The sequence below is a fragment of the Fibrobacter sp. UWH9 genome (assembly GCF_900129715.1).
In the GTDB taxonomy this organism is placed as follows: domain Bacteria; phylum Fibrobacterota; class Fibrobacteria; order Fibrobacterales; family Fibrobacteraceae; genus Fibrobacter.
Window position 1 is genome coordinate 1 of the sequence record NZ_FQWP01000033.1, and the last position, 21,695, is coordinate 21,695.

A 21,695-nucleotide genomic window follows, 5' to 3' on the forward strand; every position below is an offset into this window, starting at 1 on the left:
CTCAACACAATCAGGCTGGGCGTGTCAAACGCAAGGATCGAGGCGACGAACAACAAGATAAAGCTACTGATACGGACTGCCTATGGCTTCAGGAACATGAACAACATGCTGTCGCTGATAATGCTGAGCTGTTCCTATGTAGATGTACAGATAGCCTACGAATGGGAATCGGAATCGAGAGAATCATCTAGCAAGGCTGCCTAAATGCTTCCACACATGTTGATGATGCCTCAATTTTTTATGTAATAATCTTTTTGATAAAGATGCTTTTTACAGTACTCCGCTAATTCCTTCGCCCTTTCAATGGGAGATAAATCTCCTGCATGATGATTTGCCATTTTGCGATAGAATCCGCCATCAACAAGAATTGCTGTTTTCAAAGTTGCCCCCAAAAACACAAAAGGCCCGTAACATCGTTGGTTCCCCTATGGTGGGACAACTTCGTTACAGGCCTGTTTATGTTCAAAGTATACATAAATGAAATAAATGCGTCAAGTAGGTTTTTGCCAAATTTACAACATGGCTGAAATTAAATCAATAAAACTTTTTGTTCCTTTTTATTTTGCAAACAACTGTTTGCATGAATTCACAGGTTATCAACAAAACAATTGCATAACTGGAGTAGTCACCTTCTGGTTTTTAAAATTCTATGAAGCTAAATTTGGGCTGTTCAAGAATTTTGGGTCATGAAAATTCAAAAAATACTCTGCGTTTTTGCCGTTATTTCGGTATAAAATACTTTGCGTTTTTAACATGAATAAGTAGTAGAATACCTTGCGTTTTTTTATGTTTATTAAGTATATTATGAGCATCCGGGACTGATTTCATGATTATTTTTAGACGCAAGATTTATCAAGAACTTCTGAATTGGAAGGAAGAATCCAAAGGCCGGGAAGCCCTTCTTATAGAGGGCGCGCGTCGTATTGGAAAAAGTGCCATTGTAGAAGAATTCGCGAAAAACGAATACCGTTCCTACATTCTGATTGATTTTAATGACTGCGAAAAGGCTGTACTAGATGCCTTTGATAAAATGAATGATCTTTCGGCATTTTTCAATATCCTTTCATATACTTATGGGGTGAATCTCTACCCGAGGGAATCCCTGATTATTTTTGATGATGTGCAAAGATTTCCGAAGGCAAGGCAATCCATCAAAAAATTGGTGAAAGACGGCAGGTTTGATTATATAGAAACAGGCTCTCTTATTTCCATTTACGAAAATGTCAAGGATATTACCATCCCCTCGGAAGAAACATCCATCCAGATGTTCCCCATGGATTTTGAGGAATTTTGCTGGGCGATGGATAAGCCGAATATATGTGACTTTATCCGCGATGCGTTTTCAAGGAAGAAGGCGTTGGATGAACCACTCCATAAGGAGTGCATGCGTCTATTCAAACAGTATATTCTGATAGGGGGCATGCCACAATCCATTGTCGCATTCCTTGAAAACACCTACAGCTTTGATTATAGCGACAAGGCAAAGCGCAAGATTATTGAACTCTACAAAAAGGATGTTCAAAAAATCAAGGGCTCATATAAGGGGAAAGTCCTTTCGACATTTGAACAGATTCCTGCATTTTTGTCTAAGCACGAAAAGCGAGTTGTATTTTCAAAGATCGCTGGGGGACTCGGTAGTGAAAATAGCTATGAGAATACCTTCCTGTGGCTTTCCAATTCCATGATTGCAAACAACTGTTTCAAGTGCTCCGATCCAAATATTGGCTTTGGCTTGAACGCGGACGATTCCGCAGTCAAGTGCTATATGGGCGATACAGGCCTTTTGTTCTCTATGGCTTTTGGCGAAAATCAGATTTCAAAGGAATCCTTGTACAAGGAAATCATGAACGAAAAGCTTGCGATTAATAAGGGTATGCTCTTTGAAAATGTCATTGCGCAGATGCTTGTATCTCAAGGACATAAGCTTTATTTTTATACCCATTTCAATCAGGAAAAACATCGCAACGATATTGAAATTGATTTTATGATTAGTGAATCTGATTCGGTAGGTTCAAGAATCATTCCAATCGAAGTCAAGTCTTCAAAAAATTACACCACCACATCGCTTGAATCGTTTAAGAAGAAATTCAAAAAGCGTATTAAGACTTCTTATATAATCCATCCGAAGAATTTGAGTATTCGGGACGATGATACTGTTTGCATTCCGCCTTATATGGCAATCTGCTTGTGAGATCACAAATGCAAAAGCTAAACGATTACTGCACTTGCGAAGCGAAACTGAACGGAGACGAATTTGTCGGCATTCGTAATAACGGTTGTCTTGAAATTTGTTTTCCTGCTGGATACTTTAAGAATGATGCCGCTATCGCAGAACTTGACGAAGATGAGCTTCGCCAGGATATTATGCAGTTGTTTGATGTGCTTTCTGATTCGGAGCTAATCGAGGTTCACGAAAATTCAAACATTATCGGAAGGGATGTTGAAAAATCGTCTTCAGATTTTCCTATGCTAGCTTATGTCAACCTACTCCGGAATTTTATGGAGTATGGCTATTACTCCGAGCAGGAAGTTGTCTTTAGGCAAGGTGGAAGCGGCAAGGTCGACTGGAATCGAACAATAAAAACTTTGAGGCCGGATGTTGTTAATGATAGTGTGGTCTATCTTGATCCAGTTACACGACAAACGGACAATAATGAACGTGAACTGATTTCGCTTATCCATAAATTCTGCGTGTGGGATGCTGCAAAAAGAATCGGTTTTGTTTTTGGCGTTGATATCCAGGAACCTCCCGCCCTTGATTTTGACTACGAGATGTTTTCTTCTGTCTTGATGACGAAAGCCTCCAAAACATTCCATGATCGCACACTTGTAATTTTCCAGGATATGCTGAGGATTGTGGAATACCTTGGAAAAAATGTGTCTGACGAAAATGTGATTCCCAATGAATTTTATTTTGGGGTAAATTCATTTGCTCCTGTTTGGGAAGCGATGATTGAGCGCATTTTCGGAACAGAACGTCGAGAAGATTATTATCCAAATTGCGGCTGGGTTATTGATGGTAAAAATGCGGGTCGTGTTGAAATGCGTCCTGATACCATCATGAAAGTGGATGACAAAATCTTTGTTCTGGATTCCAAGTATTATACTTACGGCATTGATGGCAGAACGTTGCCGCAGTCAGAATCTATCACCAAGCAGCTTGCCTATGCTGAATTTGCTGAACAAAAAATTGGCAAAACGGTTTATAACGTTTTTCTGATGCCTTACTGTGCGGGTGCGGTAACTGCAGAGAATTTTTTGTACCCATTTAAAATGAAATATCTAGGCTACGCCTATAGTGATTGGAAAAATACGGATGTGGCAAAAGGTCTTGTAAAACCTTACCACAAAATTCACGGCGTCCTGCTTGATATAAAAAATGTGATGCAAAATTATAGCAAGAGCAATGCTGCACAGAAGCAGTTTGCGAATGTGATTACGACCGCAAATAAAAAAGGCCCGTAACATCGTTGGTTCCCCTATGGTGGGACAACTTCGTTACAGGCCTGTTTATGTTCAAAGTATACATAAATGAAATAAATGCGTCAAGAACAACTGTTTGCATGAGAGTCGCGACGGCCAAGCTTGCTTGAGCCGGCACCTGTCCTCGCTTGACGGGAATGACTGAAGAGGATTTTATAAAGTTCCTTGGTAGTCGTGGCATTTCCATATTCCATTTTGATGATGCAAATGAATTTATGGAAGAAATGAAACATGCATAGAGCAAAAAGTTTATAGTGTAAATAAACGTCTTGCTTTGTAGCCATTTTTTGGCTATATTGTTTTCATGAACGTTGTAATCGCCAAACGTTCGGTTGAAAAATGTATTCAGAAAATGCCTGTAGCCGAACAAAATAAATTTATTCGTTTGAAGCAACTGCTTAAGGAGAAGGGCCCTGAGCAGCCGGCTCTTATGAATTATTCAAAACTTGGACCCGACAAGTATCATTGCCATTTATCTCGTAAATGGGTGGCCTGTTGAACTTGTAAAAACGGAACGCTAACCATTGAGGTGTATTATGTTGGCAGTCGTGAAAGCGCCCCCTATGCCCGGCACTAAGGAACCTGTTGTATTCCAGATTAAAGGTAACATTCCTGATTGCGTCATTGGAATCATGCGCAGCCTTTTCCCTTCTGTAGAGACCAGCGATGATGATGAATTTATTGATCTGGATAATTCAGAAGTGCTTAAGGGTATCGCCGAGAGAATGTCTCCTGGCGATGCTGTCAAGGCTGACCGCGAACTTCGTGGCTGGACGCAAAAAGTCCTTTCCGAGAAGTTGGGGATTTCTGTTCAGAATCTTTCTGAAATTGAACGTGGCCGTCGTACAGTTTCACGAAAAATGGCTACCAAGTTGGCAGCCGTTTTCGATGTGACTCCGGAGTCATATTTTGATTTCGGGATGAATCTCGTAGATACGTCTGCGAAGTACGATGCGAAGAAAAAGTGATTTCATATGATTTTTTCTTCCGCAGCTTGGGACAGTTTAAAACTGATTTTCTTATCCATCGTTGACTTAATTGGACATTTTGTCCATGGTGTTTCTGAAAAAATCCTTTTCAATTACTTTGGATGAAGCTACTTTGGAGATTACTCCACACATCCAAAAAAGGCGTCTTCTCTTATGAGGAGGCGTCTTTTTTTAGTCACTTTTTATAGGGAGATTTTTTCCAGTCGGCGCGACTTGGCATTTTTCGGGGAACCAGGAGTTCCTTGTTTTCTGCAGGGCGGGCCCAATCTGTATTTGTCTTGATGGGTGGCATAAAGAAGTGCATGTGTGCCACGGGGTCAATTTGTACGGTGGCGCTGGTGCTGGTACAGGGGCGGTCCTCATCCCGATTGTCAAAAAGCGCCTTGGCTAAAAATGGTCGCTGTTCCCATTGGTAGTCGTCACCAAATTCTGTGATTCCGTAAATGCGTTCCCCCTTTTTGGCAATGAACTCGATTTTGCATTTTCCGCTTGAATTCGTGTAGTGGCATCGCGTTCCCGAACAGAGGAATTTCCCGTTCCCGTAAAAATCGTATGCTTTCCCGTCGTCTGCGGACACATAGATTTCTTGCCAACCAGAGAAAATCCCTGCATGGGCGTAAGCCGCAAGGAACATCATGGCGATTATGTGGGCGAGCCTAGTCATCAGTAACCTATGATTGCTTCGAGGCCGATTCCCTGGAGCTTGTGGCCGTTGGTGTAGTAGTTGTTCCTGAAGTATTTGAGGCCGAAGCGGACTGTCCAGGTTCCGTAGCGGTTGAACTGATAGCCTGCGCCCAGCGAGAAAGTTGCGCCCTGGTCGTTCTTGTCTTGTTCTTCGTTGCGGTAGTTAGTTGTCGTGTATTTGGTTCCGGATAATCCGGCGCCAGCTATTACGTAGGGCGTGTTGTTTTCGTGGATGAAGATTGGAGCGGCAAGATTTAGGCCCAGGTGGATCATGTTCGTGTCTTTGGAAATGATTCCCTTGAAGTCTATTTCAGCGCCAACCATAAAATAGGTGAAGTCGTGCCAGGCGGAGAATCCGATATTGCCTGCGGCATGCTGACTCTTGATCAGATAATCTACGCCGAAGGAGAATGCCACGCGGGTGGTCCTTGAAGTGTTCAGCTTGTTTTCGAAATTGCTGGGAAGGTTGGATTCGCCGCTTTCGTGGGTGGCGGCAACAGGCTGGAAGTTAGATTCACTGATGTAGATGGGATATTCGGAATCGTAGAAGCTTTTGGGGTTGCTTCCTTTTTTGCCGGTGCCCATGGAGTTTGCCACGCGGAACAAGATGGGAGCGATGTCTTCGGGGATAATGGCCTGGTATTCGTCGTGCCACACCAGGTTATCGTTTTCGGTGTCTTTCATGGCGAAGGTGAGGAGCATGCCGCTGCCTTGTTCCTTGACGGTGATGTACAGGATGTAAGGGCAGCCCTTGCGCTTGGCGAGGTTACTGACTATGGCCATGGAGGCGGACTTGACATAGGGTGATTCCTTGTCGGCGGCCACGAGCTTGTAACGGCCCACTTCCTTGACGTACTGGCCGAAGGTCTGGACGATATAATTTTTGTAGTCGGGATGGATACCGCTAACTTTTATGTAGGGAATAAAGACTGATTCTTCGGAATAATCCACTCGGCCTTCGCCGTCAAATAGGCTTGCGAAATATTCCTCCAGCATCATCCCGGGAATAAACAGGAGGATTTTAGCTGTGCCCTTGGTTAAATCGGATGCGGCACTTCCTGCATGGGCGTTCCCTGCAGAACAAAGAATCACTAACAAAAAAATTAGACTTTTAATAAAACGCATAAAAACCCCCGTGTCTATGCGAAAATACAAAAAAGAGTTCTGGAGAAAAAGCTGAAACTATTACAGGGTGGAATGACCTTTTATTTTTTCAGGTGGAGCTTGCGGAGGACCTTTCCCAGCAATTCGTTAAGGATATCTCCGGCGTCCTTGCTGCCAAGGATCTTCTGGATAAAGAGGGTGGCGAACAGCAGGATAACGCCGGCGGCACAGCTGTAGATAACCAGCACGATCAGGTTAGTGCTGCGGACGAATTCACCCGTCACATGGTCAAGTCCAAGGGCGGCAAAGATCATGATGCCGAATGCCACCAGGGCGCGGAACATATTCAGAAGTGCGGTCCTCATGCCGTCGGTTCCGTTCTTGCGGGCCCACATGAAGATCATGGAAATCACCTGCAGGATGGCGCCGGTGGCACCGATAATAGGTACGCTCTTGATACCCAGAGGTTCGCTCAATAGCATGTAGGCGGGAATGGTGGCGGCAAAGATTCCGGTGTTCAGCAGGGTGGGCAACCACATGCGTTCGGCGGCGTAGAAGCTGCGCACCAGAACCGCCTGCAAGCAAAGTCCCAAGCTTACGGGCAAGTACCAGCGGAGAATTTCGGTAATGGCTTCGGTGGTTTCGCGATGGAAGGCGCCGCGTTCAAAGAGGATTCGCACGGCGGGGAAGGAGAGTGCCCATACTGCAACCACTGCGGGAATCAAAATGCAGAACATGCGTGAGAGACTCTTCCAGATTTTTTCGTTCAGCTGCTTGATCTGACCTTCCTTTACAAGGCGTGCCATGTCGGGGTAGCTGGTAACGGAAACGGAGAAACCGAAGACTGCCACCAGGGTGTACATGACGCGGTAGGCGTAGTTCAGGCTAGAAATACCGCTGCCGCCAAAACTGGAACCGAAACTACGGATAATGAATTCCAGGCCGAACATGGAGCCTACGCCAAGAGACATTGGCAACATCATCTTGAAATAGCGGACGATATCGGGATGGGTGGGCTGCATGATCAGTTCGTACTTGACGCCGCCACGCTTGGCTCCAAAAATCTGCAATGCGAAGAATCCGATGAAGGCTCCTACGGGAACGCCCCAGGCGAAACCTTCCAGACCGTAGCTGACGCCATTCATGCGGCCCATCAGAATACCAGCAAGGCCTCCGCCCACAATGGCCACGTTGTAAATCAGGCCGGTAAGGGAAGGAATCAGGAACTGCTTACGGGTGTGCTGCACGGCAACCAGAATACTTCCCACGAAGATGAAGATCTGGCCCGGCAAAATGATGCGGCCGTAGTAAGTGGCGCGCTCGATCAGTTCTGCGCTTGCGCCGCTGGTGGTGAGCAGCTGCAAAAGTTCCGGCATAAAGATGAATGCAGGAATCACCAGCACCAGCAAGATGGCGCCGAAGGTGTTCAGCACGTTGCTAAAGAACTTCCAGCTTTTCTCTTCGTCGCCGGCCACCTTGTAGCCTGTAAAAATCGGGATGAAGATAATGGAGAGGAATCCGGTGCTCACTACGTGATTCAGGATGTCGGGAATCATGAAGGCCAGATCCAGGGCGTTCTTTTCGAGGGAGACGCCGGCGGCGTGGGCCAAAAGCATTTCACGGAAGATTCCCAGCACGCGGCTGAGCAACATACTTACAGCAACAATAATGGCAGCTTTATTCATGGAGGTTAATTTAGAAACTTTGTATATTTGAATGCATGAAAAAGATTTTTGGAATTATCGCTTTCGCCCTTGCAGGTATCGCTTTCGCCCAGGATGGCGCATCCGACGAAAATGTGACCAAGGGACCCTATGAACCTGTCGCTACCGAAGTGACTCAGGCCAAGAATTCCGACGACGATCCGTTGCCGGCTCCCAAGCGCCCGACCTACAATTTCGCAAGTTTCGGTCTTGGCTTTAGCGTGTGGCACAACTGGGAAGATTCCAGGAAGAATCCCAAGCGTGACTGGGACCAGGGCGTGGTATTCCATTACGGACGTATTTGGGAAATGACAACTCATGGTGCCATTACGTTCATGAACAACGCTAACGGTTCTTATGAAACTCATTGGCAGTGGCACGAGACTGCCTTGATTGGCGGCCGCTATTTCTTTGCCGACCAGGTGTTCTCCCCTTATGTGGGCATGGGCCTAGGTGTGGGTGTCGAAATGGACTTCCACTTTGACAAGTTCTCTGAAGCCTTTGCCATTGGCCCTGCCGGTGGTCTTGAAGCGGGCTTGATCATCTTCCGTACTTCTACGACCCAGCTTGAAGTGGGTGCCGCCTACGACATGCTCCTGGATGGTTTTGACTTTGGCCGCCATTTCGGAAGCTTCAGTTTCTACCTGGCCATTAACTATTAATTGTCTGGCTGTTTAGGCGACGGGCGCGCTTCGCGCGGCATGTTGCCGGCGGGTGCGTTAAACTGCGACTTTATAGCTGTTTAGCAATGTTCTGCTAGACAGCTTTTTTTGTTGCTGCAGGCGGTCTACGATAATGCTTGGGCGCACATGAAAGAGTCCTGCGAAATAGTCGATGCAACGCTTTTCGGCAAAGTGGCCGCAGCAGACGATTTCGCATTCTTCGGCTTCGGTCAGCATATGGCGTTCCGCAAATTGTTCGGCGGCGCTGCATTTTAGGGCGTCGCCCGAGATGCTGTTTGCAGAACCGCCCGCGGTTCCCGCAATTCCTGCAGAAGGTTGCTGGCTTAGTTGCAGGCCCAGCTGTAGGCACAGGCTGCGCTTGCCGTACATAATGTGGTACAGCTGATGGAACAGCCCCTGCAGAAGTCGTACGTCGGTCATGGGGCCCGCGGGAATCTGGATGACGGGGCGCTTGCCGACCCAGTAGCTTGCGGAAAGGGGTGCGGGGGCCGTCAAAAATGCCGGCACCTGAACAACCTGAACATCGCAATCCGAAATGCTACTGATGGCGGCCTTGCGCAGGGCGTTTCGCAGACCTAGGGCGTTACGGCGCAAAAATTTCATGTTCTCGAGAATGGCTTCCTTCTCGATGGCGATTTCGGCGGCGGGGCGGCTGACCTGCAGTTCACCCAGGCGCAACCAGGCGGAATAGGCCTGAGGGTTCACGGAATCCTGGATGTTGGCGTAATAGGTTTTCCAGCCCTCGATGGTTGCCACGTTGAAAAATTTCAGCAGGGCTTTTACAAGGCTTCCGTCCTTGTTGCTGCATTGGGCGGGAATGCGATTTAGTCTGCGGAGTTCTGCCACGGGGAATTTCTGTGCCCAGGCCTTTGCCTCGGCGCTGCAAAATCCCGCTTCCATCTTGCTTCGGGCTTTTGACATTTCACTTTCGCTGACATGGATGTCGATGCCTGCAAAAAGATCGTCGCCCAGCATGAATTCCAGTTTGCATGCGGTATCTGCGCTGATCCCATCGACAATGGCATCGCGGGAACACCCTACACGTCTGCAGAGTTCCTCTTGGGTGATTCGTTGTGCGGCGATTGCCTTGCGAATTCTGTTGATGTACATTTCCACCTCCAAGAGATTAAACTTTATCTGCAACAAGATAGAATTTTATTTATGTCACGAAATAAAAAAAGTCAGAATTTATTTTTCTGACTTCAAAAAAAATTAGAACTTGTGTTTCCAGCTTAACGCCACTCTATAAAAACTCCATTCGCCGCCGGTCACGTGAAGCAGGGGTTCCTGGTCCTCGTCGTCGTGCAACTGGGAGTAGCTTCGTTCACGTTCAAAAGTGTAGAGCACCGTCAAACTGTTCTTGTCGCTTAGCTTGAACGAGGTTAGTGCGCTAATGGCCGTGGTGGTAAAGTCTCCGTCGAAACTCTGGGCCACGGGGCCGTAGTCATCCTTGTCCAGGTGGCCTTCCATTTCAAGCATCAGGCCCACCATATTCAGGGTTATGGGCATCTGGTAGCCAAGCACTCCGGTAAAGCTGTACTGCAAACCGTTGGCCTTGCGGGCGGATTCCTGCCACTGCCAAATTTCTCCATCGTCGACGCCGGTCATGGCTTCATAGAAAAGCTTGTAGCTAGCCACCATCACCACATGGGACCAGTCTCCTTCAATGAGCGCGCCCGTGTCAAACTGGAACGTGGCCGATGCCCACAAGTCGTAAAAGTAATGGGTAAACGGAGTCAGGTTCTCGTAGTCCTGAGTTTCAAAATCGTACTTGGTCAGACCTTCAAAACCAAGAACATTCCAGCCGCTACCGATAGAAGCGCCCGCACCGAAAACCAGGAAGGGAACAGGCGTAAAGTCCACCTCGACCATGGGGCGCAACGTCACCGGTGACAGTTCAAGAGATCCCCACAGTTCAATGTCTGCGCCGCTCAGGAGCCAGTGATCCCCGAGAGGTGTGGGAATGGTGTACTTGGCATCCAGGCGAGTCAAGGCTTCAAGTCCGTCGTATGGGCCCGAAGGTGCGGAGAAGTGTTCGTCTCCGGTCTTGACTTCGTGTTCGACATAGTAGGCCCCATTGGTGACCAGGGAATATTCCCAACCGGCAAAAGCCGAGGCCACGGCGAAAGGCAGGACTGCTAAAAATTTAAGACTACGCATGTCTTTAAATATAATATGAAGTCTGGTAGGGAATGCTAACTAGAAAAAACAATTTGTACAAGAAAAGGATGCCCATAAGGCATCCTTCTCGTCTTTAACGTCTTTATAAAAAGCGTCGGATTCGTGAACTTACACATCCAGGTTGTAGGAGTGCAGGTACTTTTCCTGTTCGGCGGTGAGAACGTCGATTTCCTTGCCAAGGAACTTGAGCTTCTTGCGGGCCACTTCCTGGTCCACTTCGCGAGGAACGTCGATGATCTTTTCCTTCAGTTCGCCGGCGTGTTCCACCAGGTACTTTGCAGACAGTGCCTGGATAGCAAAGCTCATGTCCATGATTTCTGCCGGATGGCCGTCGCCGCAGGCGAGGTTCACCAGGCGGCCTTCGCCAAGGACGAATACCCACTGGCCGGTGGGCAGCTTGTAGCCCATGATGTTCTTGCGCTGTTCGCGGATTTCCACGGCGTTCTTCTTCAGCCATGCTACGTCAATTTCGCAGTCGAAGTGACCTGCGTTGGCGAGGATGGCGCCGTCCTTCATTACAGAAAGATCTTCTGCATCGATAACGCCGTCGCAACCGGTAACGGTCACGAAGAAGTCGCCGATCTTTGCAGCTTCGCGCATGGGCATTACGTCGAAACCGTCCATGACAGCCTCGATAGCCTTCACCGGGTCCACTTCGGTCACGATGACGCGGGCACCCAGGCCCTTGGCGCGCATGGCGGTACCCTTACCGCACCAGCCGTAGCCAGCCACAACAACCTGCTTGCCAGCCACGATCAGGTTGGTTGTACGGTTGATGCCGTCCCATACGGACTGACCGGTACCGTAGCGGTTGTCAAAGAGGTGCTTGCAGTCGGCATTGTTCACGCGGACCATGGGGAACATCAGCTTGCCAGCCTTGTTCATGGCTTCCAGGCGGATGATACCGGTGGTGGTTTCTTCGCAGCCGCCGATGATGTTGGGAATCAGTTCCGGCATTTCGTTGTGAACCATGTTCACCAAGTCGCCACCGTCATCGATAATGATGTTGGGTCCGCACTGCAGAGTGTGACGGATGTGTCTTTCATATTCTTCGTTGGTAGCATCGTACCAGGCGTGGACTTCCATACCTTCCTTCACGAGGGCGGCAGCAACGTCATCCTGGGTAGAAAGCGGGTTGGATCCGGTCACGTACATTTCTGCACCGCCAGCCTTCAGCACCTGGCACAGGTAACCAGTCTTTGCTTCCAGATGGACAGAAAGAGCGATCTTCTTTCCGGCGAAGGGCTTGGTCTTTTCGAATTCAGCCTTTAGCATAGAAAGAAGGCTGCAGTTGCGATGAACCCATTCCAGCTTGCGTTCGCCAGATTCGGCCAGACTGATATCTCTGATTTCACTTGCCATATCTTTTCCTTTTGGATATGCCCCGCGGGGCCTCATTTGGTTTGTGTTTTTCGCCCCGGCACTCGTCGAGGGTCCAGCCGAATTTTTAGGGATGGTCGTCTGTCCTATCATCCGTTTTTTGCAAAAATAAAAATTGCGCCAGTTTCCGCGACGGAACCCTTAAACGTATTCCTTGTTTTCCAGGCCCATGCGCTTGATGATTTCGTTCACCTTCTGGTAAACCAGCTTTTCATCGAGAGTCAGAACCTTGCGGCCTTCCATGGTGATCTTGCCGTCGATAATGACGGTGTCCACTTCGGAGCCGTTGGCGGAATAGGAGAGGCCCGCGATCAGGTTGTTCTTTGGCATCAGGGAAGGATTGTTCAAGTCCAGAATGGCGATGTCTGCCTTCTTGCCCACTTCCAGGGAGCCGATCTGGTTTTCGAGGCAAAGTGCCTTGGCGCCATTGAGGGTAGCCATGCGGAACACTTCGCGGGCGCTGACGCATTGGGGGCTCTTGTGGGTTCCCTTGTGGATCAATGCCAGCAGGCTCATTTCGTGGAACATGTTCAGGCTGTTGTTACTTGCGGCGCCGTCGGTACCCAGGCACACGTTGATGCCCTTGGCCATCATCTCGGGAACGGGAGCAAAGCCGTTACCCAGCTTCATGTTGCTTGCGGGATTGGTCACCACGGAAACTCCCTTGCGGGCCATGATGTCCATATCGGCTTCATCCACCTGGACGCAGTGGGCGGCAATGCAGGGAACATCAAAGAGGCCGTTCTTGTCGGCCATGACGATGGGGGAGTAGCCGTACTTTTCCTGGGTGCCCTGGATTTCGGCAACACTTTCGGAAAGATGCACATGAATGCCGATGCCCGCCTTCTTGGCTTCGTCGGACACGCGACGGAAATAATCCTCGGTGCAGGTGTAGGGAGCGTGGGGACCGAACTTGAAAGTGATGCGGTCGCAGTCCTTGCAGAATTCCATTTCGTCATAAGTCTGCTGGATACGTCCGCCGTCGTCTTCGGCGCTGCCGACGAGACCGCGGCACATGACCGCACGCATACCGGATTCCTTGATGGCCTTGGTAGTCTGCTTGATGTTCATCATCATGTCGTTAAAGCAGGTGGTGCCGCTCTTCATCATTTCGATGATGGCCAGGCATGCGCCCCAGTAGGTGTCCTCGTCGGTCATCTTCTGTTCGATGGGGTCGATGGTCCCGAACAGCCAATCCATAAAGGAAAGGTCGTCGGCCACGTTGCGCATGAAGCTCATGTAGGAATGGGTGTGGCAATTTACCAGGCCGGGAATGGCCAGCTTGTCAGTTCCGTCAATGACCTTGTCTGTCTTGAAGCCGGCGGGTTCCGCGCCCATGCCAACAATCTTGTCGCCTTCGATATAGATGGAAGTTTCCTTCACTTCGTCCTTGCTTCCGGCAGGAACGATGGCCTGGATGTTCTTCAAGACAATGCCCATGATGAATCCTTTTTTAAGCGGGTCCTAAAAATCTTTTTTATAGGTAGCAGGTCTAAATTGCAGACCCATATAAAAAATAGAAATTAAGAAAACCTGGGCCAAAGCGCAGACAGGGTATATTCCAACCTGGAATAAGTTTTGTAAAATAAATCTTAGATTTCCTGGTCTGGAAAAAGCCAACTTTGTACTTTGTTGGGTGAGGGACGGCTGGGTCGCTGCTCTCGAACAGGCTCTAGAGCCGCAAAGGAGGCTTATCATGAAGACGCTGAAAATTACACTGCTCGTTGCCTTTGCCCTGATGGTTTCATCATCCTTCGCATCCAAGATGGTAAAGTCCAGATTGGGTGACCTGGATTTGATGGCGACCAAGGGTGGCGACAAAATTCTCTGCACCATGGGTTTCAATGCTGAGCTGGCGCTACTCCGCGAGGCAGAAACTGAAGCCCTGGTCAAGGGAGATTGCACCGGTTGGGTTCCGAAGTCCAAAATCGAGTATGTGGCGCAAGCTGCAGGTAACAAGACCATTGGATTTGGCGATGTCAATATCGAAGCCTGGATCGACAATCCTACCTCAGTATTCGTTCTTGAAAACGACGATGTGGACTTTGACGGAGTTTCCATCGACCGTGACTTCAAGGAATATCTGACGTACACCATTGACCGTGAACAGACCGAAATGCGCAACGGCGAAAACTAGTTTGCGCGGGTCAAGAAATTCATACTCTCCTTAAAGAACAAGGGGCGGTTCGCAAATGCGGACCGTCCTTTTTGGCTCCCCGGAATCTTGCTGCCGTTGCAGATTAACGCTTGCTGCGCTTCTGATGATCCTGTTCCATTTCCTTTTTCCAGTGACCGCGTTCCTCGTGGCAGATGTTGTTTCGGATATCGCTGATGATGGCGCTCTGGGCGCAGCACATGATCTCGATGCCTCTCTTGTCATTGACGTAGTTGGCGGCCCGTTCCTCGCTGATTCCGTAAGTGCGGGCGGTTTCCACGGCGTCGATGTTGGCTCCCAGGAAAATGAATTCCCAACCGTACTTTTCCTTCTGGCGATTTACCATGTGGCGTACTTGCTCGGCGGAATACTTGCGGCTGGAATTCTCGTAGCCGTCGGTGGTAATGATGAAGATGGTCTTTTCGGGGCGGTCTTCATCCCGGGCGTACTTGTGTACGTTTCCCATGTGATGGATGGCGTCGCCTAGGGCGTCTATGAGGGCGGTGCCTCCGCCAACGCAGTACTGCTCGCTGGTCATGGGCGGAATCTTGTCCAAGGAAACGCGGTCGTGAAGAACCTCGGAAACATTGTCAAAGAGGATGGTGGAAACCAGTGCTTCCCCTTCTTCTTTTTTCTGCTTTTCGATGGTGCCGTTGAAGCCGCCGATGGTATCTGTCTCAAGGCCGCTCATGGATCCGCTGCGGTCCATGATAAAAACGATTTCTGTAAGTCCCTGCTTCATATTGAACCTCTCTTTTTTTTGCGACTGCCGGATTGCATCGCTCTGTTGATACGTTCAATATAGGTGGTTGCGGGAACAGAAAGGTCGCCTGCCAGGCGACATCGTTTTTAGAGGTTCCGGCTGGCTCCGAGGGAATTTTCTCCATGGGTTGAAAGGATCGTGTTGAGGGTGTTCACCTTGTATTGATTCCTGTCGGGATTTTCCCTGTAAAACAGTTCCTTGTTTTCCATGAAGAATTGGACAATCAGGTCGCTCTTGCTGGAGGGTGACAGGGCCCGCCCGGCGTAAGACAGGAATTCCACCGCCTCGATATAGTTCAGCTTGAGGCCGATGGCGATAGCGATGGCCGTTTCCTTGGAGGGGGTGTAGCTATCGCTGTTGTTGATTTTCGAAAGTACCTTGCGGTCTACGTCGGAATCCCTGGCCAGCATGGAATTGGTGATGCTTCTGTCGGTCATGATTTCGTTCATCTTCTTGCGGAAGGACTTGAACCTTTTCGGGTCCTTCAGCAGTTCGTTGATGCTCTTGTCGAAATCCGACTTGCTGCTGATCTTGGAAAGAATGGGAGCTGCGTCGCAAATTTCTGCGACGACTTCGCTTTCGCCGATTATTTGACTGTCGTCGGCCATTTGACCGTCGCCGAGCGGTTCTTCACTGAAGGAACAGCACTTGAGTGCTTCGAAATTTTCCTGGGGATTTTCCGGGACGTAGTTGGCGTAGATGTATTCCTGGATCTTGCCGAACAGCGCTTCGGAAATTTTGACCGCTTCGTCGTCGTAGAGTACGATGGTGGCGGTAATGTCGCAGTCCTTTCCGTCGCCTTGCAGGAACTCCTCGATGGATTCCCTGGCGATGTCCAGGGCCAAATCCTTAGGGAATCTGTAAATGCCGCTAGACAGCAGGGGGAACGCGATGGAATGGCAGCCCAGTTCCCGGGCCTTGCGCATGGCGTTCTGGTAGCAGAATTTCAGGGAGGTCTTTTCGCCGGAACGTCCGTCGTTCCAGCGGGGGGCCGAAACGTGGATGATGTATTTGGCGTTCAGGTCAAAGGCATCGGTGTGGGCCACATCGCAAACGTCCAGGTAGCCGATCTTTTCGCGGGCTTCCAGGAGCTGGTCGTGTCCGGCTGCATCGAAGATCAGGGCTTCGGTACTTCCACCGCAGATAGGGAAGGGGTTGGCGGAATTGACGATGGCGTCTGCCGTGACTCGGGTGATGTCGTCGTGAATAATCTTGAGCTGGTTCATAACGGCCTCCTTATTTTCTTTATAAAATTAGCATTGCTTGTCTGACAAAAAATGTCAAAAAACAGACGTTTTCTTTATTCGCTTGTATAGACAGCCCAGTTTGATATTCCAAAAAAACGGCTTATTCTGTTTTTATTTGAAAATTTGAGCTTTTTAAGGTACTTTAAGAACTATATTTCTTTGAGGTTATGAGATTTACTGTTTTTACATCTGCGTTGATGGGGGGCCTTGTTTCTATGGCCTTTGCCCAGGCCGTGGTGGACCCGTTTCTGGGCGAGCCGTTCACGGCCGAATTCTACGATGCTGGAGACAACAACCAGTATCGCGCAACGCTTGTAAGCTATCCATTCGGAGCGTCCGGCAAGTCTGCGCCCCAGGATTCCGCAGTTGTACAGGATTCCACTGCAGCTCCCCAGGATTCTCTGAACGGAACTGTCAATAAGCCCAAGGCGGCCGTGCTCTATATTCACGGCTTTAACGACTATTACTTCCAGACTTTAACGGCCGAAAAGCTGGATTCCGCAGGCTATGCCTTCTTCGCTATCGACCTGCACAATTACGGTCGTTCCTACCGCCAGGGCGAAGTGCTGGGTGAGCTCAGGGACGTAACCAGCTATTTCCCGGAAATCGATTCCGCCTGGAAGAAAATCGAGGCGGCAGTCGGCAAGGATGTGCCCAAGGTTTTATTGGGACACAGTACCGGCGGCCTGATTTCTCTGGTGTACGCCGACGTCCGCGAAAAGGGCAAGGACTTCGATGCTATCGTGCTGAACAGCCCCTTCATGGAGATGAATTACTCCTGGCTCATGCGCGATGTGATCATTCCCGTTCTTGCGCCTATCGGACATTACTTCCCGAACATCCCGATTCCCCGCAGCAGCAGCGACGCCTACAGCGAAAGCCTGCTCAAGAGCATGAAGGGCGAATGGGAATACAATACGACCTTGAAGGTGCCGGGCAGCATCCCCGTGGATTTCGGCTGGTCTGCCGCCATCTGTGACGCCCAGGATATCGTAAAGGCCGGGATGGATCTTGTCTCGCCGATCCTCGTGATGCACAGCGGCTGTAGCGTCAACGAAGACGAATGGAGCGATGAGTACACCCGTTGCGATGGCGTCTTGAACGTAGACGATATCCGCAATTACGGTGCCCACCTGGGACCGGATGTGCGCCTGGTGCAGATTCCAGGGGCCTTGCACGACCTTTACCTTTCCCGCAAGGAAGTCCGCGATCACGCCTATAGCGTGACTATCGAATTCCTGGACAATATTGTCAAGAAGTAATTTCGGATGGGCGGGCCGCTCTTTTTGGGTGGACGTCTGGCAGGTTCCGCAAACTATAAAAAGAAAAAGCCCCGACATTCGTCGGGGCCTTTAAGTTCTTGCAGCTTAGCGCCGGATTACCATCTTGCGGAAAGTTCAGACGGGCATTCGATTTCCTGGTACTTCAGGGTCGGATTGTCTGCGCCGTTCATCCAAGTTGCCATGAACATGCAGCCTTCGTAAGCCTGGGTGTTGTTGCCGTATTCAGTCTTGCAGCTAGACTTCAAGCAATCCAGGAGCTTGTCGGTGCTGTTGTTGTACTTGTCCTGGCAGGTGCCCAGGAGACCACCGTACTGCTTACCGTTGCAGGAAAGTCCCATGACGCGGCAGCCGGAGAATGCACCGACGCCACCACCCGGGATCATCAAGTCGAACTGGCCGCCGGCAACGTCGTAACCGATGTTGCTGGACATGACCACCAGCTTCTTGTTGGCGAGAGCCTTGTTACGTGCGGGGTTCTGGTCGTGACCATTGCCGTCGAAAGTCAGGAGGTAGCAACGGCCGCAGTCGCCTTCGCCACCCGGAGTTGCTGCGAATGCGTATGCCAGGTTATCGTTAATGATCTGGGGGATCTGGCTCAGGCAGGTACCTGCAGTACCGCCATCGCATGCGGACTTTTCATCGGCGCCAGCCAGGGAGCCGTCGGCGTGGCAGGTGCGGGTCGGGGTGCTTGCCGGACCGGCCTTGCCCTTCCATGCGCAGTGAGGCTTGCAGCTATCCCAGTAACGGGTTGCGTAGCCGGAACCGCTCTTACCGCCGCTAACAATCTTGAAGTTGGGAGTTGTACCATTGTTGGTGTTGGAAGCGCTGGATGCAGGCTGCTGGCTAGCAGAAGACTTTGCCTGCTGGCTAGCGGAGGACTTTGCCTGCTGCTGGCTGTTAGAAGACTGAGGCTGCTGCTGGTTGTTATTGTTGTTGTTATTGTTGGAGCCGTTGCCAGAACCGATGTTTGCGCAGTTGTTGTTGCTGCCGTCCCACCAGCAATCGATGGAGCAGTCGTTCTTGTAGGCGTACTTTTCGCCGTTCTTGCCTACCAGTTCGGTGTAGGGCTTCACATACTTATTAGAGAGCTTGTCGAAGCAGGTACCGTCGGAACCCTGCTGCGGCTGGTCGTTCTGCTGAGCGGCGCTAGAAGTAGCAGTCTGGTTCTGGTTGTTGTTCTGCTGAGCGGCGCTGGAAGTAGCAGTCTGGTTCTGGTTGTTCTGCTGAGTAGCGCTGGAAGTAGCAGTCTGGTTCTGGTTGTTGTCCTGCAGAGAAGCGCTGGAAGTGGGAGCGGTTTCGTTAGGAAGGCTAGAAGCAGAGGAAGCGGGAGCGATAACGGTGGGGATAACTTCTCCAACGTCCTTGTATTCCAAGGCGCTGATGTCCACGCTTTCGAACATGGTGACGCCGGCCAGATTCTTGATGGTCATGGTAGCGCCGTCATAAGAACCGACAATTTCGCCGGCGGCGGTCTTCACTTCGAGATTACCGTTGATGAGGTAAGTCTGGTTGTCGGTATTGAACACGAAGCAGGGCTCGGTTGCAGTAAGGACGTTGGGTGCAGATGCGTCTGCACTAGAAGTGACAAGAGACTGGTCGGGAATATTGTTTGCGATTGCGTCGACGGCTTCTTCGGAACAGCTCATGAGTGCTGCCACGGAGCTGATGAGCAGAACGGACTTCAAGAATTGACGTTTCATTTCGACCTCAGTAGGGGTTGTATGCTAGGTGTACGAGAAAACTTGACTTTACACCAATAAAAGTCTTCCAATTCCATCCGTGCGGAAAGATAGTATCTGTAAAGGGTTTACGTGTGTAAATTTTTGTAAGATATGAAGTTACGAAAAAAGCCCCGGCCTGCGGGCCGAGACTTCTAATTTACTGAATGGCGTCGAACGCGGTATTAATAGCGGTCAGCCAATTCCTTGGGGCATTCCACTTCCTTGTAGGTGTGGGTCGGGTTGCCTGCAGCTTCCATGAAGTTGGCCAGGAACAGGCAGCCTTCCTTGGCGGCTTCGTCCTTGGCGAAGATGCTGTTGCACTTGCCGACCAGACATTCCTTGCGCTTGGTGTAGATCTGACTATCGTTGCCGGAGTAACCCACCTGGTTTTCGCAATCGCTCAACAGGCCGCCGTAGCGTTCGGAATTTCTCATGTCGCCCCAGTCCATCTTGCCGGAACAACCGTCGAATGCACCGTAGCCGCCACCGGGGATCATGATGTCGAACTGTCCGTTAGACACGTCGCCACCGACATTGGAGGCCATGACGATGAGCTTCTTGCCCTGGAGCTTTTGGTGGTTCATCTTGGTTTCGTACTTGCCCTGACCGGTGAAAGTCAGCTCGAAGCACCTGCCGCAGGCGCTCTTGAAGGCGGGCACGGCAGCGAAGGCGAAACCGATATTGTCGCAGCCTTCGATGGTAAATGCGGTCTGGCTGGTGCAGGTCATTGCGTTACCGCCGTCGCAGACGCTCTGGGAGCTGGGGTCGGTAATCAGGGTGGTGCTGTTCACGCTGCACTGTTTTGCGCGGTGGTCGCCTGCGTTTTCCTTCCAGGAGCAGCTGGGCTTGCAGCAGTCCCAGTATCTGGTGGCGTGGCCGCTACCGCTTTCGCCGCCGGAAACGTACTTGATTTCGGGGCAGCCCCTTGCAGCGGAGCTGGTGGGCTGGCTGTCAGAAGACTTAGGCTGGCTAGCGGAAGACTTGGGCTGCTGGGCGCTAGATGCCGGCTGCTGATTGCTGGAAGACAGGGCCTGCTGGCTGTCGGAACTGGTAAGAATGACCGTTTCGCTAGACAGGGTGGGAATCTGAGTTTCCTGCTGGCTTGCAGAAGAAGCGGCCGTCGGGTTGTAGTCCGGATACTGGTTCAGGTCGATGTCCTGGAGGGCGATGGTCATATCCAGGGTAGTGATGTAACCATAGCTGTCAGTGATGTAGACGAAATAGCCGGTCTGTACACCGCTTGCGTCAGTGACGGTGCCCAGGGCGTGGCCCTCAGCGTCGAAGGCGTTGTCGACGGCAGGAGAAATGACGTAGTCCTGACCGGCGGCGTTAAGGACCTTGGAGGGCTTGGTGCCGCTTGCTGCCGGAATGAGGGGAAGGGCGTTAAAGTCTACGCCGGTAGCCAGGGTGGCGCCTTCCATAGTCATGATCGATCCGGAATCCTTGTCTGTAAAGCCGACCTGCAGGCCGTTGGCATCAAGGACTCTGCCGTCTTCAGTGATGTAGACGTCCAGGCCGTTGTCGTTGTAATGCCTGGTGGGCTCGCCCAGTGCAACGGGAGTGTTGACATTGCCGTTGTTGTCGTTGTTTGCAGAAGTGGAATCATCACCGCAGTTGCATACCGCGATGGCCATGCCGGCGATCAGGATCGCCTTGATCATCGTCTTGAAAAAAGGATTCTTCATATTCTCTTTACCTAAGGATGCCCATAAACCAAGTCAAAGATAGATATATACTTACGTCTATGGTGTAAAATATTTTTTCGGTGTGATTGAAAACGTTCCCAAGGTGTTTCCGGAATGTAAACTAATGTAAATTCTTAATATGTAAAATTCTTTTTACAATTGTAGAAATAATGGCTTCTGGTACGTTTTGTTTGTTGGTTGAATGTTGTTATTGTGTTGATAAACTGAATTTAGTGGGTTCTGTTGTTTGATGACCCTCAAAAATTTGTAAAAAAATGGCGTTTTTGGATGGGTACGCGGTAGGAAACGCAGACCGAAAAAGGATCGTCGGGAAAGGGGTGTTGATAAGCCAAAATTGCCGTTTTCTGCAAAAAAACAAAGAAAAATCCTTGAAATTTTTTGTGGATTTGCTAAATTTACGCGACAAAATCCGCAGAGTACCGCTTCCTATGCTCTGTCGGAATAACAGGAATCTCACGCAAACCCGCGTCGTTCCTAGGTTTCGAAGCGATAAACCTTCTGCTGAAGAAGAGGAAAAAATGGCAAAAGAACATTTTGACAGAAGTAAGCCGCACTGCAACATCGGCACCATCGGCCACGTTGACCACGGTAAGACCACTCTGACCGCTGCTAT

Annotated in this window: 22 protein-coding genes; 10 read left to right on the forward strand and 12 right to left on the reverse strand. The window is 50.0% G+C overall.

The window, feature by feature from the left end; genetic code table 11:
* Positions 1–204: transposase (locus BUB94_RS15390; protein WP_139259115.1), on the forward strand; the 204-nt coding region annotated here is incomplete at its 5' end.
* Between the two features lie 26 nt (positions 205–230).
* Here the strand turns inward: BUB94_RS15390 and BUB94_RS16975 are convergent.
* On the reverse strand, positions 231–380 hold the full coding sequence (locus tag BUB94_RS16975; protein WP_175549750.1) for a hypothetical protein: 150 nt from the start codon (positions 378–380) through the stop codon (positions 231–233).
* A gap of 449 nt (positions 381–829) precedes the next feature.
* Between BUB94_RS16975 and BUB94_RS15400 the strand changes: the two genes are divergently transcribed.
* The 5 genes from BUB94_RS15400 (at position 830) to BUB94_RS15420 (ending at position 4,451) form a co-directional block, all read left to right on the forward strand.
* Positions 830–2,191, forward strand: coding sequence for an ATP-binding protein (locus BUB94_RS15400; protein WP_073238758.1), 1,362 nt, complete (start codon positions 830–832; stop codon positions 2,189–2,191).
* 8 nt (positions 2,192–2,199) lie between these two features.
* Positions 2,200–3,465 (forward strand): LlaJI family restriction endonuclease, encoded by a 1,266-nt coding sequence (locus BUB94_RS15405; protein ID WP_139260275.1) that lies wholly within the window; start codon positions 2,200–2,202, stop codon positions 3,463–3,465.
* A gap of 146 nt (positions 3,466–3,611) precedes the next feature.
* The gene (locus BUB94_RS17555; protein WP_346348717.1) at positions 3,612–3,722 is read left to right on the forward strand and encodes a hypothetical protein; all 111 of its coding nucleotides are present in this window, start codon (positions 3,612–3,614) and stop codon (positions 3,720–3,722) included.
* A gap of 65 nt (positions 3,723–3,787) precedes the next feature.
* On the forward strand, positions 3,788–3,982 hold the full coding sequence (locus tag BUB94_RS16580; RefSeq protein WP_139260276.1) for a hypothetical protein: 195 nt from the start codon (positions 3,788–3,790) through the stop codon (positions 3,980–3,982).
* A gap of 37 nt (positions 3,983–4,019) precedes the next feature.
* Positions 4,020–4,451 (forward strand): helix-turn-helix domain-containing protein, encoded by a 432-nt coding sequence (locus BUB94_RS15420; RefSeq protein WP_073238727.1) that lies wholly within the window; start codon positions 4,020–4,022, stop codon positions 4,449–4,451.
* Positions 4,452–4,647: 196 nt separating this feature from the next.
* On the opposite strand, the gene BUB94_RS15425 is transcribed toward BUB94_RS15420, so the two are convergent.
* The 3 genes from BUB94_RS15425 to murJ all read right to left on the reverse strand — a co-directional run bounded on the left by BUB94_RS15425 (position 4,648) and on the right by murJ (position 7,945).
* Positions 4,648–5,136 carry a hypothetical protein gene (locus tag BUB94_RS15425; RefSeq protein ID WP_073238729.1) on the reverse strand — a complete coding sequence of 163 codons (489 nt, stop codon included), beginning with the start codon at positions 5,134–5,136 and terminating at the stop codon, positions 4,648–4,650.
* A complete protein-coding gene (locus tag BUB94_RS15430; protein ID WP_073238732.1) occupies positions 5,136–6,248 on the reverse strand; it encodes an outer membrane protein in 1,113 nt (370 codons plus the stop codon). The genes BUB94_RS15425 and BUB94_RS15430 overlap by 1 nt, the downstream gene beginning before the upstream one ends.
* Positions 6,249–6,361: 113 nt before the next feature.
* The gene (gene murJ / locus BUB94_RS15435; protein ID WP_073160716.1) at positions 6,362–7,945 is read right to left on the reverse strand and encodes a murein biosynthesis integral membrane protein MurJ; all 1,584 of its coding nucleotides are present in this window, start codon (positions 7,943–7,945) and stop codon (positions 6,362–6,364) included.
* 35 nt (positions 7,946–7,980) lie between these two features.
* Here murJ and BUB94_RS15440 point away from each other — a divergent pair, with 35 nt between their 5' ends.
* Positions 7,981–8,625 (forward strand): hypothetical protein, encoded by a 645-nt coding sequence (locus BUB94_RS15440; RefSeq protein ID WP_073238734.1) that lies wholly within the window; start codon positions 7,981–7,983, stop codon positions 8,623–8,625.
* 57 nt (positions 8,626–8,682) lie between these two features.
* Here BUB94_RS15440 and BUB94_RS15445 read toward each other — a convergent pair whose 3' ends face one another.
* From BUB94_RS15445 to BUB94_RS15460, 4 genes are all read right to left on the reverse strand, one after another.
* Entirely contained in the window at positions 8,683–9,756 is a 1,074-nt protein-coding gene (locus BUB94_RS15445; RefSeq protein WP_073238737.1) for a helix-turn-helix domain-containing protein, read from the reverse strand.
* Between the two features lie 102 nt (positions 9,757–9,858).
* Positions 9,859–10,806 carry a hypothetical protein gene (locus BUB94_RS15450; RefSeq protein ID WP_073238740.1) on the reverse strand — a complete coding sequence of 316 codons (948 nt, stop codon included), beginning with the start codon at positions 10,804–10,806 and terminating at the stop codon, positions 9,859–9,861.
* A 129-nt stretch (positions 10,807–10,935) separates the two neighbouring features.
* On the reverse strand, positions 10,936–12,189 hold the full coding sequence (locus tag BUB94_RS15455; protein ID WP_073238743.1) for an adenosylhomocysteinase: 1,254 nt from the start codon (positions 12,187–12,189) through the stop codon (positions 10,936–10,938).
* Positions 12,190–12,348: 159 nt separating this feature from the next.
* Positions 12,349–13,647, reverse strand: coding sequence for an amidohydrolase (locus BUB94_RS15460; RefSeq protein ID WP_073238746.1), 1,299 nt, complete (start codon positions 13,645–13,647; stop codon positions 12,349–12,351).
* 256 nt (positions 13,648–13,903) lie between these two features.
* Between BUB94_RS15460 and BUB94_RS15465 the strand changes: the two genes are divergently transcribed.
* Positions 13,904–14,344, forward strand: coding sequence for a hypothetical protein (locus tag BUB94_RS15465; protein WP_073238749.1), 441 nt, complete (start codon positions 13,904–13,906; stop codon positions 14,342–14,344).
* A gap of 103 nt (positions 14,345–14,447) precedes the next feature.
* Here the strand turns inward: BUB94_RS15465 and BUB94_RS15470 are convergent, their stop codons facing one another.
* Together BUB94_RS15470 and BUB94_RS15475 are read right to left on the reverse strand one after the other, a co-directional pair.
* Entirely contained in the window at positions 14,448–15,104 is a 657-nt protein-coding gene (locus tag BUB94_RS15470; protein ID WP_073160702.1) for a vWA domain-containing protein, read from the reverse strand.
* Between the two features lie 107 nt (positions 15,105–15,211).
* Positions 15,212–16,351, reverse strand: coding sequence for a macro domain-containing protein (locus tag BUB94_RS15475; protein ID WP_073238752.1), 1,140 nt, complete (start codon positions 16,349–16,351; stop codon positions 15,212–15,214).
* A gap of 188 nt (positions 16,352–16,539) precedes the next feature.
* Between BUB94_RS15475 and BUB94_RS15480 the strand changes: the two genes are divergently transcribed.
* Complete coding sequence (locus tag BUB94_RS15480) at positions 16,540–17,634, forward strand: alpha/beta hydrolase (protein WP_083538377.1); 1,095 nt, start codon at positions 16,540–16,542, stop codon at positions 17,632–17,634.
* 116 nt (positions 17,635–17,750) lie between these two features.
* On the opposite strand, the gene BUB94_RS16280 is transcribed toward BUB94_RS15480, so the two are convergent.
* Positions 17,751–19,355, reverse strand: a complete 1,605-nt coding sequence (locus BUB94_RS16280; protein ID WP_083538379.1) for a hypothetical protein — start codon at positions 19,353–19,355, stop codon at positions 17,751–17,753.
* A gap of 203 nt (positions 19,356–19,558) precedes the next feature.
* Entirely contained in the window at positions 19,559–21,061 is a 1,503-nt protein-coding gene (locus BUB94_RS15490) for a hypothetical protein (protein WP_073238755.1), read from the reverse strand.
* 539 nt (positions 21,062–21,600) lie between these two features.
* On the opposite strand from BUB94_RS15490, the gene BUB94_RS15495 reads away from it, so the two are divergent.
* The coding region (locus BUB94_RS15495; protein ID WP_139258098.1) for a GTP-binding protein at positions 21,601–21,695 on the forward strand (95 nt) is incomplete at its 3' end.